General features: G+C 38.0%; 22 protein-coding genes. 15 read left to right on the forward strand and 7 right to left on the reverse strand.

Features of this window, described 5'->3' with window-relative positions:
* Positions 1-122 precede the first annotated feature (122 nt).
* Positions 123-986 (forward strand): 5'-3' exonuclease, encoded by an 864-nt coding sequence (locus ACFSFW_RS01760; protein ID WP_388034689.1) that lies wholly within the window; start codon positions 123-125, stop codon positions 984-986.
* A 75-nt stretch (positions 987-1,061) separates the two neighbouring features.
* On the opposite strand, the gene sspL is transcribed toward ACFSFW_RS01760, so the two are convergent.
* The gene (gene sspL, locus ACFSFW_RS01765; RefSeq protein WP_304219089.1) at positions 1,062-1,199 is read right to left on the reverse strand and encodes a small, acid-soluble spore protein L; all 138 of its coding nucleotides are present in this window, start codon (positions 1,197-1,199) and stop codon (positions 1,062-1,064) included.
* Positions 1,200-1,298: 99 nt separating this feature from the next.
* On the opposite strand from sspL, the gene ACFSFW_RS01770 reads away from it, so the two are divergent.
* A complete protein-coding gene (locus ACFSFW_RS01770) occupies positions 1,299-1,760 on the forward strand; it encodes a divergent PAP2 family protein (RefSeq protein WP_388034693.1) in 462 nt (153 codons plus the stop codon).
* A 59-nt stretch (positions 1,761-1,819) separates the two neighbouring features.
* Positions 1,820-2,098: a DUF6123 family protein gene (locus tag ACFSFW_RS01775; protein WP_099362796.1), complete on the forward strand. Its 279-nt coding sequence runs from the start codon at positions 1,820-1,822 to the stop codon at positions 2,096-2,098.
* A gap of 31 nt (positions 2,099-2,129) precedes the next feature.
* On the opposite strand, the gene ACFSFW_RS01780 is transcribed toward ACFSFW_RS01775, so the two are convergent.
* Together ACFSFW_RS01780 and ACFSFW_RS01785 are read right to left on the reverse strand one after the other, a co-directional pair.
* The gene (locus tag ACFSFW_RS01780) at positions 2,130-2,522 is read right to left on the reverse strand and encodes a reverse transcriptase-like protein (protein ID WP_099362797.1); all 393 of its coding nucleotides are present in this window, start codon (positions 2,520-2,522) and stop codon (positions 2,130-2,132) included.
* A 113-nt stretch (positions 2,523-2,635) separates the two neighbouring features.
* A complete protein-coding gene (locus ACFSFW_RS01785) occupies positions 2,636-3,313 on the reverse strand; it encodes a queuosine precursor transporter (RefSeq protein ID WP_304219096.1) in 678 nt (225 codons plus the stop codon).
* 188 nt (positions 3,314-3,501) lie between these two features.
* On the opposite strand from ACFSFW_RS01785, the gene ACFSFW_RS01790 reads away from it, so the two are divergent.
* Positions 3,502-4,161, forward strand: a complete 660-nt coding sequence (locus tag ACFSFW_RS01790) for a ribonuclease H family protein (RefSeq protein WP_304219098.1) — start codon at positions 3,502-3,504, stop codon at positions 4,159-4,161.
* A 107-nt stretch (positions 4,162-4,268) separates the two neighbouring features.
* Entirely contained in the window at positions 4,269-4,445 is a 177-nt protein-coding gene (locus ACFSFW_RS01795; protein WP_099351609.1) for a zinc-finger domain-containing protein, read from the forward strand.
* A gap of 99 nt (positions 4,446-4,544) precedes the next feature.
* Here the strand turns inward: ACFSFW_RS01795 and cspD are convergent, their stop codons facing one another.
* On the reverse strand, positions 4,545-4,745 hold the full coding sequence (gene cspD / locus ACFSFW_RS01800; protein ID WP_099351608.1) for a cold-shock protein CspD: 201 nt from the start codon (positions 4,743-4,745) through the stop codon (positions 4,545-4,547).
* A 395-nt stretch (positions 4,746-5,140) separates the two neighbouring features.
* Between cspD and ACFSFW_RS01805 the strand changes: the two genes are divergently transcribed.
* From ACFSFW_RS01805 to ACFSFW_RS01825, 5 genes are all read left to right on the forward strand, one after another.
* Complete coding sequence (locus tag ACFSFW_RS01805) at positions 5,141-5,422, forward strand: hypothetical protein (RefSeq protein ID WP_304219103.1); 282 nt, start codon at positions 5,141-5,143, stop codon at positions 5,420-5,422.
* 134 nt (positions 5,423-5,556) lie between these two features.
* Positions 5,557-7,737 carry a DNA topoisomerase III gene (locus tag ACFSFW_RS01810; protein ID WP_304219105.1) on the forward strand — a complete coding sequence of 727 codons (2,181 nt, stop codon included), beginning with the start codon at positions 5,557-5,559 and terminating at the stop codon, positions 7,735-7,737.
* Between the two features lie 138 nt (positions 7,738-7,875).
* Entirely contained in the window at positions 7,876-8,484 is a 609-nt protein-coding gene (locus ACFSFW_RS01815; RefSeq protein WP_099362802.1) for a TetR/AcrR family transcriptional regulator, read from the forward strand.
* 75 nt (positions 8,485-8,559) lie between these two features.
* Positions 8,560-8,922 (forward strand): SCP2 sterol-binding domain-containing protein, encoded by a 363-nt coding sequence (locus tag ACFSFW_RS01820; protein ID WP_304219109.1) that lies wholly within the window; start codon positions 8,560-8,562, stop codon positions 8,920-8,922.
* Positions 8,923-8,940: 18 nt separating this feature from the next.
* Positions 8,941-9,621 carry a class I SAM-dependent methyltransferase gene (locus tag ACFSFW_RS01825; protein ID WP_304219111.1) on the forward strand — a complete coding sequence of 227 codons (681 nt, stop codon included), beginning with the start codon at positions 8,941-8,943 and terminating at the stop codon, positions 9,619-9,621.
* A 35-nt stretch (positions 9,622-9,656) separates the two neighbouring features.
* On the opposite strand, the gene metA is transcribed toward ACFSFW_RS01825, so the two are convergent.
* On the reverse strand, positions 9,657-10,562 hold the full coding sequence (gene metA / locus ACFSFW_RS01830) for a homoserine O-acetyltransferase MetA (RefSeq protein ID WP_304219112.1): 906 nt from the start codon (positions 10,560-10,562) through the stop codon (positions 9,657-9,659).
* A gap of 198 nt (positions 10,563-10,760) precedes the next feature.
* On the opposite strand from metA, the gene ACFSFW_RS01835 reads away from it, so the two are divergent.
* The 3 genes from ACFSFW_RS01835 (at position 10,761) to ACFSFW_RS01845 (ending at position 13,986) form a co-directional block, all read left to right on the forward strand.
* Positions 10,761-12,449 carry a formate--tetrahydrofolate ligase gene (locus ACFSFW_RS01835; protein ID WP_304219114.1) on the forward strand — a complete coding sequence of 563 codons (1,689 nt, stop codon included), beginning with the start codon at positions 10,761-10,763 and terminating at the stop codon, positions 12,447-12,449.
* 50 nt (positions 12,450-12,499) lie between these two features.
* Positions 12,500-13,012: a hypothetical protein gene (locus tag ACFSFW_RS01840; protein WP_388034702.1), complete on the forward strand. Its 513-nt coding sequence runs from the start codon at positions 12,500-12,502 to the stop codon at positions 13,010-13,012.
* A gap of 128 nt (positions 13,013-13,140) precedes the next feature.
* Positions 13,141-13,986, forward strand: coding sequence for a DegV family protein (locus tag ACFSFW_RS01845; protein ID WP_388034704.1), 846 nt, complete (start codon positions 13,141-13,143; stop codon positions 13,984-13,986).
* A gap of 1 nt (position 13,987) precedes the next feature.
* On the opposite strand, the gene ACFSFW_RS01850 is transcribed toward ACFSFW_RS01845, so the two are convergent.
* Entirely contained in the window at positions 13,988-14,233 is a 246-nt protein-coding gene (locus ACFSFW_RS01850) for a hypothetical protein (RefSeq protein ID WP_304219856.1), read from the reverse strand.
* A gap of 138 nt (positions 14,234-14,371) precedes the next feature.
* Between ACFSFW_RS01850 and ACFSFW_RS01855 the strand changes: the two genes are divergently transcribed.
* Together ACFSFW_RS01855 and ACFSFW_RS01860 are read left to right on the forward strand one after the other, a co-directional pair.
* On the forward strand, positions 14,372-15,019 hold the full coding sequence (locus tag ACFSFW_RS01855; RefSeq protein WP_304219855.1) for an HD domain-containing protein: 648 nt from the start codon (positions 14,372-14,374) through the stop codon (positions 15,017-15,019).
* Complete coding sequence (locus ACFSFW_RS01860) at positions 15,016-16,902, forward strand: ABC-F family ATP-binding cassette domain-containing protein (protein ID WP_304219860.1); 1,887 nt, start codon at positions 15,016-15,018, stop codon at positions 16,900-16,902. Before ACFSFW_RS01855 ends, ACFSFW_RS01860 begins: the two co-directional genes overlap by 4 nt.
* Positions 16,903-17,063: 161 nt before the next feature.
* Here the strand turns inward: ACFSFW_RS01860 and ACFSFW_RS01865 are convergent, their stop codons facing one another.
* Complete coding sequence (locus tag ACFSFW_RS01865; protein WP_304219854.1) at positions 17,064-18,104, reverse strand: C40 family peptidase; 1,041 nt, start codon at positions 18,102-18,104, stop codon at positions 17,064-17,066.
* Positions 18,105-18,192 lie beyond the last annotated feature (88 nt).

The following is an 18,192-nucleotide window of genomic DNA, read 5'->3' on the forward strand; positions in this document are numbered from 1 at the left end:
GTGAGCCCTCTTGTGTAAGAGGGCCTTTTTGTGCGCTTGGAAGGAAGATACAAACAAATGCACTGTAGATATATGTTATAATTCTATTTATGAAGATTTTGCTAAAAGGGGAGGATATGCTGATGAAAAATCAGATTATGTTAATAGATGGGATGGCATTATTGTTTCGCTCTTTTTATGCAACAGCAATGAGTGGATATTTTATGGTAAATAGTAAAGGGGTTCCAACAAATGGGATTCACGGATTTATAAAACATATGATGACTGCCGTCAATAAGTACAAGCCTTCACATGTCATTTGCTGTTGGGATATGGGGAGCTCCACATTTCGTACAGAAATGTATGATGGTTATAAAGCAAATCGTGGCGCACCACCTGAAGAGTTAATTCCACAATTTGATTTAGTTAAGGATGTAGTTGAATCCTTTGATATCCCGAATGTTGGACTTTCTGGATATGAGGCAGATGACTGTATAGGTACGCTTGCAAAACTATATAGCCAAGACTCTGATGTGATCATTCTGACTGGTGACCAAGATATTTTGCAATTGCTTGATGAAAGTATTACGGTTCTAATTATGAAAAAAGGAATAGGTAATTACGCGGAGTATACGAGTGAAAGTTTTCTTGAAGAAAAAGGAATTACTCCTCAGCAAATGGTAGACCTAAAAGCGTTAATGGGTGATACAAGTGACAATTATCCAGGTGTTAGAGGGATCGGTGAGAAAACAGCACTTAAACTACTCCAACAGTTCGGGTCAATTGAAGGTATTCTTGAAAATGTAGAAACTCTTACAAAAGGACAAAAGACTAAAATCAAAGAAGATTTAGACATGCTGCATTTATCACGGAAATTGGCGAGAATTCATTGCGAAGTTCCGATTAATTGCTCACTTGATGATGCATTAATCCAAATTAACCGTGAAAAAGTGCATGAAAAGTTCTCAGAGCTTGAATTTAAAGGCTTGGATCAATTTATTAGTTAATGGAGTACTCAATTTGAGTGCTCTTTTTTTGGATGCCCCGCGATTCAACCAACCACAGGGCATCTCATAAAAATCTTATCTTTTTGTATTTGATTTCTTTGCTCTGTTCTCAAGCTCACTTTTTGGTTCCATTGAAAATTCTGTATCTTCATTATGTCCTTGTGGGTTTACGCCTTTTGGTGCTTTTCCGCGGTTGTTTCCTTTTTGTGCCATGATATGTCACCTCCATTTCGTATTATTTCCATCCTAATTTGGAATATGTCTTGAATAGAAAATGAGGTGATACATGAAACTAACCATGAGGTGAGAATCGTGAACAAAGGAATCTATACTGCGCTACTTACAATTGGGCTTGCTCAATTTTTAAAAATTCCAATCAAAAAAGTCAAAACAGGAAAATGGGATTGGGGCACTTTCTTTGAAACGGGTGGGATGCCAAGCTCGCACTCAGCTGGCGTATCCTCACTTGCTACTTTTATTGCGTTAAGAAGAGGCGTTCCCACGATAGATTTTGCACTATCCACCGTATTCGGTTTAATCGTTATGTATGATGCACAAGGGATCCGTCGCCAATCAGGGGAACTCACCATTAAGGTGAACGAGCTTGATGAAGAAATAGAGCGATTAGCAGGACAAAAGGACCATCACTACCATGATAACAAGGAACAGAAATTAAAAGAAAGACTTGGCCATCAGCCAGAAGAAGTGCTTGGTGGAGCAATATTTGGAATGATTGCAGGTACAATAGCCCATTTTTTAACAAAAAAATCGTAGTATTTCGACAAAAAATGCGATATTATTAGGGTAGAATTTTTTGTTGGGGTTGGGGTCTATTGTTTAAATTAGAAAATAAAGTAAATGAATATTTACAATTCTTGGCGCAAAAGGGTTTTAATTTTGGAGAGGACGCAGTTGGTTTCATTACATTTGGTCAGCAATATACCAATGCAACAGACGAAATTGTCAATGTTGCAATTGAAATCACTTTAAAGGCCCAAAAGGAATTTGATGGAAGCTTCTTCATATCTTTATTAGAGATGCTTAAGGAAAATCAAATACAAAGTCGAAAACAAGCGTATCGTTTTGTAGAAGAACGAAATATAATGGCATAAAACCCTTGGACAAGTTAGTCCAAGGGTTTCTTCAAGCTTCATTTTTTCGAATGGCTTGTCTTGCTAATTCATCAGCCACTTTATTTTGTGTGCTTGGGATCCATTTAAGAAAAAAGAGGTCAAGTTCATTGGAGAGCTGCAATGCTTTTTCAAGCAAAGGAGCGAATTTTTTATTTTTAACGTATTCCTTTGCTATCGCTCGGTCAACCAGTTGTGAATCCGTTCGAAACGATACGACTCTGTAGTCATTCTTGATGCAAATTTCAAGACCTTTTAGAAGAGCATAGTATTCAGCTTCGTGGTTCGTCATAATCCCAAGAGGAATCGAATGTTTTTCCACGACACCATTTCCTTTAATAAAAACCCCAGCACCAGAAGGACCAGGGTCACCAGCGCTTGCACCATCTATATACACTTCGATCATCTATTGCCTCCAAAATATACTAAATAATGCCTATTTTATCATTAATCATGTAAAGTTGTGAAGATAATAAGAAAAGGATGTCTGTTCACAGACATCCTTTTCCATCCCGTTGGTTATGCATTTTTATGAAATCTTCTAGCCATATAAATAAATGGTGTATCGATTAATGCAACCAACCATTTAATAAAGTATGTCGTTATGAAAATTTCAATCCATACGTCAAACGGATATGCGCCTAAGAATGCAACACTGGTAAAGATTAATGTATCAAGTAGCTGGCTTATCATTGTGCTACCATTATTCCGTAACCATAGCTGGTTATCCTTAGGAAAGCGTGCTTTAATTTTCGAATAAATAATCACGTCTGCATACTGACTAATCAAAAACGCAAGTAGGCTTCCTAAGGCAATCCGTGGAAGAAGTCCAAAAATTGTTTCCAATGAGCCCTGAGCAAAGTCCACCTCATGAGGTTTAAACGCAAGAACAAACTGCATGATTATAATCATTGAAAGCAGTGTGAAAAAGCCAAGCCAAACACCTTTTTTCGCTTCCTCTTTTCCATACTTTTCATTCAGAATATCAGTGATTAAGAAGGTTGTTCCATACATAATATTTCCGAGGGTAGCGGTTAATCCAAATAGCTCAACCGTTTTTACTACCTGAAGATTTGCTATAACCGTTGAAAAACCAATCCAAACAAATAACCCGGATTTTCCGAAGATGCGGTAAATCGTTAAGACTAAAATAAAATTGACAATTGCAAAAACGAACCAAAGAATTTCGTTATACATACTATTACCTCCTGTAGTTTTGATAACGCGGGAGTTTACGAACCGCGAAAGGACCTCATTTAATTGTCAAAGATTAATTATAGTACGATATGAATAAAAGTGGAAGTACATAACCTAATGGAAAAAGTGTATAATGAGTAAAAAATTAGGAAAAATGAAGATACGTTCCACTAGAGAGGATGAGCATGATGAAACTTAAGCTGGAATGGACTTATAAAACGCCAAAAAACCAAGTGATCACCTTAATGTCAGATGAAGTATCTGTGGAAGAGGCATTGCTCTTAGCAGATGACTTTGAACGAACTGGACGCACAAAGGACCTTGTATTTTATGATGAGCGTCATACAAAATGGACAAAAAAAGAAATCATTAAATTGATTAAAGTAGTCGAAACTGAACCTCAGGATATTATTGCTTATTTTGATGGTGGGTTTGATATACAATCAGGTAAGGCCGGCTTAGGTGTTGCTATATACTATTCCCAAAATAAAAAGCCTTATCGGGTAAGAGTAAATGAAGTATTTGAAGAAATGGAATCAAATAACGAGGCAGAATACGCAGCATTCTGGTTGCTTTTAAATACACTAGAGGAAATAGGTGTACAGCATGCAACTGTCACATTTAAAGGGGATTCCCATGTTGTATTAAAACAATTGTCAGGGGAGTGGCCGTGTTTTGAGGAGAACCTGAATAGGTGGCTGGACAGGATAGAGGAGAGAATTAAAAAGTTAGGGATTCATCCAATCTATGATCCGATTGGCAGGAAACAGAACGCAGAAGCAGATAGACTTGCTACTCAGGCGCTCGAAGGAACAAATGTTTCCAGTAAAATTGAAATAAAAGGGTAAGTAATTAAGCCTACTCATCATACTCATAAAGTAGGTGAATTTGATGAGGATGGATCATTGTTCGTTCGAGTGGGTGATACCGATGAAAATAGGAGCTGATTTTTTTCATGAAACGCAAGGAACTTATTTTGGAAGTTGGTGAAATACTTGACACCTATTGCCAAGATTGTTTTGTAAAAGAATATTTTCGCAAAGAACATGGCAAACGCTATGCCCAAAACTTTTGTATTAAAAATTGCACCGTTGGTCAAAAGCTGAAAGAGTATGGAGAGAAGCTATCTTAATATATGTAAAAAGGGCTCTTTTCGGGTAGAAAGAGCTCAAAGAAAAGGCTGATAAAAAAATCAGCCTTGGTTTCACATTGTTAAGTTAAAATGTAAGAATTATAGCTTTACAACGTTTGCAGCTTGAGGTCCACGATTTCCTTCAACAACTTCGAAAGAAACTTCTTGGCCTTCTTCTAAAGATTTGTAGCCATCACCTTGGATAGCTGTGAAGTGTACGAATACATCGTCTCCGCCTTCAACTTCGATGAAGCCAAATCCTTTTTCATTGTTAAACCATTTTACTTTACCGTTTTGCATTATGCTTTTCCTCCTAAACCTTCGGCACAACCGTGCATCGTAAAAATTTTTATCAATTAGCTACCTAATTATGTATCTTTAAAAATAATAATATTGTAAAAAAAATACTAAACTACTAGCTAAATGATGATTTTAATATACAACCTAAATCGTGTTAAGTCAAGGGAATAAAGGGTTTTTTACGTATTATTGGAAAATATTTGTGACAAAGAAGAGGATAAATGTGAAAATTGTTAAATATTTTTATATATTCGAATAATTATTGAAGAAATTCCAATATTTGATATAATGATAAAAAGAGAAGTTTGAGGTGTCCAATACGATTATCGATTCATCTTTCAAAAAATATGAAGTTGAAAGCGCTTTACTATTACTGTTGGATGGAGGCTACTATTATGTATAGACATAATTACAACGGGAAAGAAATCATCATTAGGTTTACCTCGAATTTAAGAAGCACCAAGGTTAGTAAGGATTATTTGTATAAAAAAATAGTTTCCATATGTGAGAGTATAATGACTGCAGATCATGAAACGCCATTCATAGTTGAGGATGATCAAGGGCGTCTAGCCGTTGGCACGGTGCAACATGGTGATTTAACTGTCATCTCTATCCATCATATTGTCGAACAATCCCATATGTATCTCCAAAGACATGAAGTTAAAAAACCATCTTGAATGGTTTTTTAACTTTTATTATCTCTCCTATCTCTCCTATCTGTCCTCTCATTCTCCCACCAAAATCTGTATTTCTATGAATCATAAAGTTTTGATAGAATAATCTTAGTAGTGTAATTGAAAAGAGGAATAAGATGAAGGTTATTATCGCGGAAAAACCAGACCAAGCGATGAAGCTTGCGGCTCCATTTAGGAGTAAGAAATCTCAAGGGTTTATCGAGGTTTCGCCCAATCCATTATTTCCGAAGGGTGCTTACTTTACATGGGCAGTCGGCCATATTTGTGAGTTGCTTCCCCCCGAAGAATATAATCCTGCCTGGAAAAAGTGGCGAATCGAAACACTCCCTCTCATTCCCGATCATTTCTCATATCGGGTCATGAAATCAAAATGGAAACAGTTTACCATTATAAAAAATCTCCTTCGTAAACCAGAGGTAACAGAAATCATTCATGCAGGTGATGCTGGTCGTGAGGGAGAACTAATCATTCGTAATATTATTGAAATGGCCAAGGTCAGTAAACCGTTAAAACGATTATGGATTTCATCTTTAACGGAAAAAGCAGTCAAGGATGGATTTCAAAATCTATTAATGGAGGAGGATACTAGAAACCTATACTTTGAAGCGAAGGCACGGGCTTGTGCCGATTGGATCGTTGGGATGAATGCGTCTAGAGTCTACACATTACTACTTAAGCAAAAAGGAGTATCTGATGTATTTTCAGCAGGAAGAGTTCAAACGCCTACTTTGGCCTTGATTGTAAAACGTGAAAAAGAAATTGCGAATTTCAAATCTGAGCCATTTTGGGAGGTTTTTGCCAACTTCCAAATAAATGGTAAACAGTATGAAGGGAAATGGATGAAGGATAATGAATCACGGCTTTCTTCACAAGACATGGCGGAAAGGATCGCGGCATTTTGTCAAGATAAGCCTGCGGAAATTGCTGAAGTGGAAACGGAGAAGAAAGAATATCAGCCACCTTTACTATTTAATTTGTCGAGTCTACAAGCAACGGCAAACAAAGCATTTAAATTCTCACCAAAAAAGACATTGGATGTCGCACAAAGCCTATATACGAAGGGGATTATTTCCTATCCCCGTTCAGATTCAAGCTATATAACAAAAGGGGAAGCACAGACAATCCCAGAAGTTTTTTCAAAGCTTGAAAAACTGGAAGACTATAAGGCTTATTTTCCAACGCCTAATGTGTCGATCATGAATAATTCTCGTTACGTCAATGAGAAAAAAGTGACTGATCACTATGCAATTATTCCAACTGAGCAGGTTCCACATCCTGCAAAGCTATCTGGTGATGAGAAGAAGATTTATGATCTAATCGTAAAACGCTTGATTGCCGCGCACTACAAGCCTGCTATTTTTAACTATACAACCGTAAAAACATTAGTAGATAAGCGCGCTGAATTTGTAACAAAGGGCAAGGTAAAGCTTCAGGAAGGGTGGAGAAAAGTGCTCTTCGAGGAGAATTCAAAGGATGAGGATGTAATCCTGCCTGCCCTTGAAAAGGGGGAAGCTGGAGTTGTCGAAAACAGTTACACAAAAGAGGGAAAAACACAGCCACCGAAACGCTACACTGAAGGACAGTTGATTACCTTAATGAAGACGGCAGGTAAGCATATTGACAATGATGAGCTAGAGAAAATACTTGCCAAAACGGAAGGACTTGGCACCGAAGCAACACGCGCAGGTATTATCACAATGTTAAAACAACGGAACTATATAAACGTCGAGAAAAACCAAGTATTTGCAACAGAAAAAGGAATTCTATTAATCGATGTGATTGGTGAAAAAATTCTTGCATCTCCTGAAATGACAGCGAAATGGGAACAGCGTCTTCATGAAATAGGACAAGGCAAAGCTTCACCAGCCTCATTTATGATTCAGACGAAAAAGCTTTCCCAAAAAATTGTGGATGATGCTAAGGTACAAAGTGATACTTGGGATATTTCAAGTATCAATATTGAAAATGTTAGTTCTCAAAAAAGCTCTTATAATAAAAAAGAAATCGGTACAGTCGTAGGAACCTGTAAAAAATGTGGTGGAGAGGTCATCAATAAAGGCAAATTTTATGGTTGTGCAAACTATAAAACAAAAGGCTGCCAATTCACTATCTCAGGGAAGATCTTAGGAAAAACAATTACAAAAACAAATGTTCAAAAGTTACTTTCAGCAAATAAGACAAACTTAATAAAAGGCTTCAAAAAAGACAGTAAAATGTTTGATGCTTACCTTAAATGGAATGACCAAACAGGGAAAATAGAATTTGAGTTTCCGGCAAAAGTACTAAATAATAATTAAAATGTAAGAGAAAAGACGAAAAGTCTTTTCTCTCATTTTAAAATTTTCGAAAAACTACATTGAACCAAATAAAACCAGGTTGTATAATAGAAAAAGATTACTGATACGTACACGTACTAAGAGAATGGATGGATTGACTTGTTATTTGTAACAGAGATGCCGATAGAGGCAAGAGAAAAACTTTTATTTGCTGGACTTAAGTTGTTTACAGAACTGGGGTATCAAAAGACATCTGTGCTTGAAATTGTCGAAATGGCGAGAGTTTCAAAGACAACCTTCTATCAGCATTTTAAAAGCAAGGAAGATATCATGGTTGCCTTGTTTGAACAGCTCGGCAACGAAATGTCTGAGGAAGTTAAACTAGCAATCTCACTAGAAGAAAGCATGTCATATAAAGCGTTTGCTGGGATCAATCGGTATATCCAAATTTGTTTTGAAAATAAAAATGTTGCTCAAATATTATTGGTTGAATCAGTTGGGGTGTCGCGTAATGTTGAATTGGTACGCCAAAGGTCTCACCAAGTGTTTGCATCTATTATTCTGCAAACAGTTCAGACAGAGTTACCCAAAACTGTTTCAAAGACGGAAATGCGAATCGTGGCTCAAGCAATGGTTGGTGCAATTAATGAAGTTATTATGCAAAATTTTTTTAACAATGAAGACGAGACATTTGATTTTGAGGGAATCTCTAGATTATTAAACCGAATCGTTATTTCTGCCTTTGTGAATCTTGGAATGCAGGAATAATCTTTTTCTGTATGAAGAATACGATTTCGTACTCATTGTTTTGCAAATACATTTAATAATTGGGAGGATGCTAACATGACAAATGGTATCGAGAATTACACGTTATCTGAAATGATGCAAAGAATTGAAGAAGTGATTAACCAGAACCCAGGACCAATTGAAGGCTTTAATGTCATCTATCAATTCAACATTACAGGAGATGAAGAAGCAAATTATCAACTTCAGCTTGCGGATGGTCAGGCAAAGGTATTAGAGGTTTCTGAAGGAGCAAATTGTATATTAATTCTTTCACTTGCAAACTTTAGGCAGTTTTTAGTTGGAAAGCTAGGTGGAACAGCTGCTTTTATGACAGGGAAATTAAAAATGAAAGGTGATATTGGCAAAGCAATTAAATTAGAAGGACTATTACGCGAATATAATCTAAAAGAACATCTATAAGATAGAGAGGTGATTAGGATGTCCGATTTCAGTTGGCATAAAGAAGCTGAGAAGCAATGGGATGGTCGTGCTGACTTTTGGAGTATGCAAAGCCAAGCAATGTGGAATTCCGGAAGCCGATCCACCATCATTCCGTTTTTTTCAAAGCACTTAGAGGATAAAGCTCATATTTTGGATGCAGGCTGTGGTGACGGTTATGGCTCATTTATACTTTCTGAGCGTGGGTTTCAAGTAGTTGGGGTCGACATTTCAGCTGAAATGATTGAAAAAGCCAATAAAAGGAGTCAATCAGAAAACCTTTCATTTACACAAGGCGATTTGACAGGTCTTCCTTTTGAGGATGAAACGTTTTCAGGTATCATGGCGATTAACTCAATTGAGTGGACTGAGATACCGCTCCAAGCAGTCAATGAAATTAGGCGTGTGACGAAACCAGGAGGTATCTTTTGTGTTGGGTTATTAGGTCCTACGGCAGGACCAAGGCAACATGCATATCGACGCTTGTATGGGGAGACCGTCATCCAAAATACGATGATGCCCTGGGAATTTGAGCAATTGGTATCGGAAAATGGCTGGCGAGTAGTTGATGGTCATCCTGTTTATAAGGATGCTGTGAAAGTAGAAGCAACGAAGGGATTACCCAAGGAACTAAAACAAGCATTATCGTTTATGTGGGTGTTTATTTTAAAAAAGGCGTAAGAAAAAAAGGTATCTCGAACCCGAGATACCTTCTATCATTCCCAGTCATATGGAGTTTCTTGATAAACATAATAATTAAGCCAATTTGCAAACAATAGATAAGAGTGTGATCTCCAGCTGTGAACCGGTGGATTGGCTGGGTCATTGTTTGGAAAATAATTAACAGGAATAATGACCTTTCCTTTAGCGAGGTCACGTTCATATTCCTCTTTTAACGTATTAACATCATATTCAGGATGGCCAGTAAGAAAAATTTGCTTTCCGTCGTTTGAAGCTACTAGGCACACACCTGCATCATCTGAAAAAGATAAAAGTGTTAATTCTTCAGTATTTTTAATTTCCTCAAGTTTTACCTCAGTAAACCGGGAATGAGGTACAAAATACAAATCATCAAAGCCGCGAACCAAATTCACATCCTTATTGACTAAATGGTGGTGAAACACACCCGTACATTTTTCAGGTAGAGGGTATTTTTTAACCCCATAATGATAATAAAGTCCGGCTTGTGCACCCCAGCAAATATGTAAGGTCGAGGTTACGTTGGTTTTCGTCCAATCCATAATTTCTTTTAGTTCTTCCCAATAGTTTACATCCTCAAATGAAAGATGCTCAATCGGTGCACCTGTAATGATCATTCCATCAAACCTTCTGTGCTTAATGGCAGAAAAGGAAGTGTAAAATTTATCAAGATGATTCTTTCCCGTGTTTTTTGCGACATGCGTTTCTGGGAATAGTAGTGTAATATTCAGCTGCAATGGGGAGTTTCCAAGTAGTCTAAGGAGCTGAGTTTCAGTTCGTTCTTTTTCTGGCATAATGTTTAAGATTACTATATTAAGTGGACGAATGTCCTGACTATACGCGCGCTCTTCATCCATTACAAATATATTTTCAGATTCTAATACTTCTTTTGCCGGTAAATCATGAGGGATATTAATTGGCAATCCTATCATCTCCTAGTTTCTTATAATTGAAATTTTACAACAATTCACACAGGAATATCAAATAAAAAATCTTTACTTGTTTTATGTGGTGAAGGAAGGGAATAAATAGAAGTTTCACTTTATACCTATGTGTCAAATAAGGTAAGATAAAGAGGTAAAGGAAGTTTGTTCATTAAAATAGTCTTGGGGGTATTGTGCATGGGTTTATCAACAAAGTATAAGTCTGATATTGAAATTGCTCAAGAGGCTGAGTTAAAGCCGATCAAGGAGATTGCAGAACAGTTAGATTTACTTGAAGAAGAACTAGAACCCTATGGTCATTACAAAGCGAAAATTTCCTTAGACGTGATGAAGCGTCTAGAACAAAAAAAGGACGGTAAAGTCATCCTTGTAACGTCCATTAACCCTACGCCGGCGGGGGAAGGGAAATCGACAGTCACTGTTGGACTTGGACAAGGACTTGCTAAGCTTGGAAAAAGAGCAATGGTTGCGATGAGAGAACCATCCCTAGGACCAACTATGGGAATCAAAGGCGGTGCAACGGGTGGCGGATATTCACAGGTGATCCCAATGGAGGACATAAACCTGCATTTTACAGGAGATTTTCATGCGATAACAACAGCAAATAATACACTATCTGCATTACTTGATAACCATATCCATCAAGGAAATGAACTTCAAATTGATGTCAGACGTGTCACATGGAAGCGGGTTGTTGATTTAAATGACCGTGCGCTACGAAATGTTGTCGTTGGGTTGGGAGGACCGACTCAAGGCGTACCTCGTGAGGACGGTTTTGATATTACCGTTGCATCAGAAATTATGGCGATTTTCTGTCTTGCGACCGACATACAGGACTTGAAGCGAAGACTATCAAAAATAGTAGTAGCTTATAATATACATAAACAACCGGTCACAGCAGCAGACCTAGGAGCAGAGGGCGCGCTTACCCTTTTATTAAAGGATGCTCTTAAACCGAACTTAGTTCAAACACTTGAACACACACCAGCTCTTATTCACGGTGGACCATTTGCTAATATAGCTCATGGCTGTAATAGTGTAATTGCCACAAAAATGGCAGCAAAATTAGCTGATTATGTGTTAACAGAGGGTGGTTTTGGTGCTGATCTTGGAGCTGAGAAATTCCTCGACATTAAAGCAAGATATGCAGATATTAAGCCAGAAGCAGTTGTCATTGTTGCAACTAACCGAGCTTTAAAAATGCATGGTGGCGTTAAAAAGGAAAATTTAACTGAAGAGAATGTGGAAGCTTTAGCGAAAGGTTTAGAGAACCTTCAAAAACATATTGAAACCATTCAAGCATTCGGACTGCCATTTGTAGTGGCGATTAACCGATTTGTTACAGATACAGAAAAAGAAGTTGAAAAAATTGAATCTTGGTGTGCGGAACATTCTTATCCTGTTGCTCTTACAGAAGTATGGGAAAAAGGCGGCGAAGGTGGAGTGGAGCTTGCTAAGAAGGTACTCGAGACGATTGAAAATAGTGAGAATCACTATGCACCTATTTACGAATTATCAGCCACTATTGACGAGAAAGTAAGGGCAATTGCTAAAACTGTTTATGGTGCAAAAGATGTTGAGTTCTCGAGTAAAGCGAAAAAACAAATGATTGATTTTGAAAAATTCGGGTGGAGCAATCTTCCAGTTTGTATGGCGAAAACTCAATACTCACTTTCAGATGATCCAACATTGCTCGGAAGACCAACGGATTTTACAATTACAATACGTGAGTTCCGTCCATCTATAGGCGCTGGATTCATCGTAGCTCTAACGGGTGATGTCATGACGATGCCCGGGCTACCGAAGAAGCCATCGGCACTAAATATGGATGTGACTGAAGACGGAAAAGCTGTAGGATTATTTTAGACAGTGATAGGGGGATCTCCCCCTTTTTACCAAAAAGGAAGGTATATTTTATGTTTGATCCAACCGTATTTGATAACTTAAAGGTTGTAATTGAGGGAGCTCTTTATGATTTAGATCTAGAAGGACAGCTCTTGATTACAGATCGTCAGGATCAAGTGGAAATGGCGAAAATGGGTAGGCAATATCGCATTACCTTTAGGGATAAAGCTATTGATGAAATTCAAGCCTATATTAACTTGAAAGTTGACCTTGATAATCTTGTTACTGAACTACGAAGCCTTGATGAGAATAAACCAGGGTGTCATCTGGAAATAGGGTTTAACTTTAAACTCGAATCTCTGGATGTATGCCCTAGTATTGAACGAGTATTAACCACCATCTGGGGTGACGAAAGGGAAATCCAACAGGAAATTTCTTTTCAATATGGTACGAGAAATCAATATATGAATAATAGTAAAATTACTTTTCATCGATTAATACAAGAAGACCATATTGATGATTTACTTGAAATGATTGATTATATCATTGAGACGATTCATCAACTACATACTGCTATAACTTAGGGGCAATCTCGCCTCTTTTTTTTACGACTAAAGGATTAAATTTTCTGATAATTTAATGTTTATTATGATATAGTAAGAGCATATATAGTAATATAGTGATAATGGTTATTTGTTAAGGGGGCGATTTTATGGGGAAAATTGCATGGGTTACAGATAGTACAGGATTTTTAGATGAGGAACTTTTGAACCATGAGGATATTTATGTGATTCCAATGACAGTCTTTTTTGATGAGGAAGAATATCTTGATGGAGTTACAATTACACCAGCACAATTTTTTGAACGATTGAAAACGGCAAAGACCATCCCAAAAACATCACAGCCTTCCATTGGAAGCTTTGTAGAATTATATAATAGTCTCGAAGAAAAATATGATGAGATTATCTCGTTGCATATCTCGGAAAAATTAAGTGGAACCGTTTCGTCAGCAAGACAAGCTGCAGAATTAGTGGATATTCCAGTAACAGTCATTGATTCAAAAATCCTTACCTATCCGATGACAAAATTAATGAAGGAAGGGATGAAGCTTATACAGGATGGTGGGGCAGTAGCAGACGTTGAAAAACATATCGTAGATTTAGCTGAGAGATTTGAAACCTACGTTATTATCGGCAGTTTAGAGCAATTGCACCGAAGTGGACGAATGAACACGGCCCAATATTTCCTTGGGAGCATGCTTCAAATAAAGCCAGTCATCCAAATAAACGATGGTGCGCTTTCAGTAAAAGAAAAAGTACGCTCTGAAAATAAAGCAACAAGTAAAATACTAGGTTATCTGAAGGATGCCATCGCGAAAAATCATGTGGAAGAGGTCTATATTTTATATGGCTTGGACGATTCTAAGACGAAGGAATGGGAGCAACTTATTCGAGAATTTGCACCAGACCATATTACGATTAATGCGTACCCTCTTGGTGTTGCGATTGGGGTACATGCTGGTGAAAATACAATTGGGGTTAGTTGGATGAATAAATAATCTATTTAAGTAGGATGTATTGTACTTTGTTATGAGATAGGGGGGCAATAGCTGCGATATTGTACCCAATACTTAAAAATTGGGAGATTGTTTCCGCACAATTTGGATGTGGCGGTTCAGTGGGAGCATGAAGGCTCTTATGGAGTTGTAAAAATTGATTTGTAGTGGGATTACACGTAATCAATACAACATGACGTCCATACCATGCAGTTCCAATTTCCCGATTTAACCCTTTTGGATGATACATATATTTTTACCACCTTTCACTTTGCCAGAGTTTACTCTGGTTTTTTTAGTTTATGCATGTGTTTTGTAGTGCGCGACAGTTTAGTTGGAGCTAGAATATGATACAATGGTTACGATATTGATGGTAGTGGAGGATACGATGGAGCAGCAAAAAATAATTGAAGCAACAACTACTTTTGTGAAAAATATTTTGCAACATGATAGCAGTGGTCATGACTGGTGGCATATAGAACGCGTTAGAAAAGCAGCGTTGCAAATTGGTGAAAAAGAAAATGCCAATTTATTTGTCGTAGAAATGGCCGCATTGTTGCATGACGTGGCAGACGAGAAATTAAATAAATCAGAAGAGGAAGGCCTTATGAAAGTACGGAGCTGGCTTTCATCTTTACAAATAACGGAATCTGAACAAGAGGAAGTCATTGAAATCATCTCAACAATGTCCTTTAAGGGCGGCAGTCGACCACCTATGAAAACAATTGAAGGACAGGTCGTTCAAGATGCTGACCGGTTAGATGCGATTGGTGCAATCGGTATTGCAAGAACCTTTGCTTATGCGGGGGCACACGGTGATTTAATCTATGACCCAGAACTTCCTTTTCGTGAAAGCATGACAAAGCATGAGTACCGAAATGGTAAATCAACGGCAGTCAATCACTTTTATGAAAAATTATTAAAATTAAAAGACACACTTAATACAAATGCAGCAAAAAAAGCAGCCCAGGAACGTCATGATTTCATGACAGCGTTCCTTGATCAATTATATAAAGAATGGAATGGACAGTTATGAGGCTTTTAACGGTTGAAGATTTAGCAAAAAGCTATGCCGAAAAAACATTGTTTGAGGATATCTCATTCAGCATTACAGATAATGAGCGAATCGGTATAATCGGTGTGAATGGAACTGGAAAATCGACGTTATTAAAAATCATTGCTGGTGTAGAAGAAGCGGACCGCGGTGAGATTACTCATTCAAAGGGATATACAATTAGCTATTTACCGCAACAACCTGAATTTACTGAAGGGAATACGGTTCTTGACCAAGTATTCCAAGGAAGTACACCACTCCTCCGGTTATTAAAGGAATATGAAGAAGCGATGATTCAGATTGAAAAAGATTCGATGAACACAGTGAATCAGGAGAAATTATATGACCTGCAACAAAAAATGGATGCTGCAAATGCGTGGGAGGCAAACTCAAACGCAAAAGCTGTGTTATCAAAGCTCGGAATTAATGACTTTTCTCAGGACGTGATGGAACTATCAGGTGGACAGAAGAAGCGCGTGGCATTGGCCCAAAGCTTAATTGAAGTTCCGGACCTACTGATTTTGGATGAGCCTACTAACCATTTAGACTACGATACGATTAAGTGGCTGGAAGACTACCTTGCAAAATACAATGGAGCACTACTAGTTGTCACGCATGATCGTTATTTCTTAGATCGTGTTACGAACCGAATTATTGAGCTTGATGAAGGACGGCTTTACACCTATACCGGAAACTATAGTAGCTTCTTAGAGGCAAAAGCGCTTCGAATGGAACAGGAGCAAGCATCTGAACTTAAGCGACAAAACCTATACCGACGTGAACTTGCTTGGATTCGTCGTGGTGCTAAGGCGAGAACGACAAAGCAAAAAGCACGTATTCAACGTTTTGAAGAAATTGAGAATGCAAAGAAGACAGTAAATACGGATTCGCTTGATATTTCAGTTGGTGGTAGCCGACTAGGTAAAAAAGTAATAGAATTGAAAAATGTTTCAAAGAGTTTTGGTGGAACGAAGATTCTAGAGGATGTAAATGTACTTGTAAAACCAGGTGACCGAATCGGAATTGTTGGACGTAATGGAAGCGGGAAATCCACATTATTAAATATCATTGCAGGTCAAGTTCCTGTAGATACGGGCGAAATCGAGATTGGACAAACAGTTAAGCTCAGCTATTATACTCAGGAAAGCATAGATATGGACCTTAACAAACGAATGATTGAGTATATTAAAGAAACGGCGGAAATGATTCATACCCTTGACGGTAAAATGATATCAGCAGCGCAAATGCTAGAGCGGTTTTTATTCCCAATGCATACCCATGGTACACCGATTCGCAAGCTTTCTGGTGGGGAACGAAGACGTTTGTATTTGTTGAAGATTATCATGGGTGAGCCGAATGTGTTGTTACTGGATGAGCCTACGAATGATTTGGATACCCATACGTTAACAGTATTAGAGGATTATTTAGAGGACTTCCCAGGCGTTGTAATTACTGTTTCGCATGACCGATACTTCTTAGATAAAGTAACAGACCAATTGTTAATTTTTGAAGAGGGGCACAAAATTTCAACGTATTTTGGAGATTACACAGATTACCTCGAGAAAAATTCAGTTGAGGCTGCGAAGTCGGTACAAAAAGAAAAAATCGAAAAAACACCTGCACAAGAGGCGCAAAAACCAAAGAAAAAAAAGCTTTCCTACAAGGATCAGCTTGAATGGGATGAAATTGAGGGGAAAATTGAAGCCCAAGAGGAGAAGGTTGCAGCTCTTGTTAAAGAAATTGAAGCAGCCGGAAGTGATTATCAAAAGGCACAGCAGGCAATGGATGATCATGCGAAGGAATCAGAAGTACTAGACCACTTACTTGAAAGATGGGCAGAACTATCTGAACTAGTGAATGACTAAAAAAAGGCTCGGCTTAATGCCGGGCACATAATCAAATGCGCCCATTGGCGTATTTGTGCCCGATTTTTTTCGAGCTTGCTCGAAAAACTCCCTTTGAAAAATCGTGGCATCCGCCGGAGGCTATAGATTTATCAGCTGGGGGTTAACCCCAACTGATAAATCTATAATCTTTTTGCGCCTAAATATCGTGATTGCCAGTAGTTGATCGTCATATCATCAATACTCACACCGTCAGTGGAATCGGCATGGATAAATTTATTGTCGCCAAGATAAATCCCAGCATGGGATGGACCAGGTTTATAGGTTTGGAAAAAGACCAAGTCCCCAACACTTGGTGCCGATACGCTCGCACCTTGATTCCATATGCCAGAAACAGTTCGCGGGACGTTAACTCCTTTTTCCGCAAACACATATTGTAAAAAACCACTACAATCAAATCCACTTGGTGACGTTCCACCCCAGACATAAGGAACCCCCATGTAATTCATTGCGATCGATATCACACTGCCATCAACAGGTGGAGTTTCGATTGGTTCAACTGTGCTTTCTTCCGTTTCGGTAGTTGAATTTGTCTGTGTCTGTGTCCGAGCTGTAACCACAGTTACTTTTTTAATGGTTAGCCCCCTGACATTTTTGTTTTTCATGATGTGATCAATTGTTTCGTCGGTGGCAAGCCCATTTTCTTCAAGGTTGAACTTCTTTTGATATGCCTTCACACTTGCCTCCGTGACGGATTCAAACTTCCCGTCTATTAAACCACTATAATAGTTTAATTTGTTTAATTTGGATTGTAGCTGTTTGACCTCTGGTCCCTCGTCCCCGACTGAGTAAAAGGGGGGCCTTGGCTGTATGATGACTTCATTTAATTTTTCTAATGTTGTTTCACCAGCAATTCCATCAACCTTCAAATCATATAATTCTTGGAACCTCTTTACAGCTTCTTGAGTAGTTTCTCCATAGTGACCATCGATTGTTTCATAATAAAAATTTAACTTATGTAATTCGAATTGAAGAAAACGGACTGGGTATCCGGTATGACCATAGCGTAATTCCTGTTTTGTATCGAATTGATAGTTTTTGTCTAGTAATGGATCCAAATTCTGCTTTTCAGTTGCATCAGCTGCAAGTGGGGCGCCGAAAAAAAATCCAGCAGCTAAAGATGTCACGACAATAGCTTCGCGTGTTCCATAGCGTTTTTTCATTGAAGACCTCCTTGTTGTTTGCAAAAGCAAAGTAGTATAGTTTTCGAAAGGTTTGTTGTAGAGAAAGGCTATGGATTTGATGTAGTAC

It is taken from the genome of Ferdinandcohnia salidurans (assembly GCF_042680725.1).
In the GTDB taxonomy this organism is placed as follows: Bacteria; Bacillota; Bacilli; order Bacillales; family Bacillaceae_L; genus Ferdinandcohnia; species Ferdinandcohnia salidurans.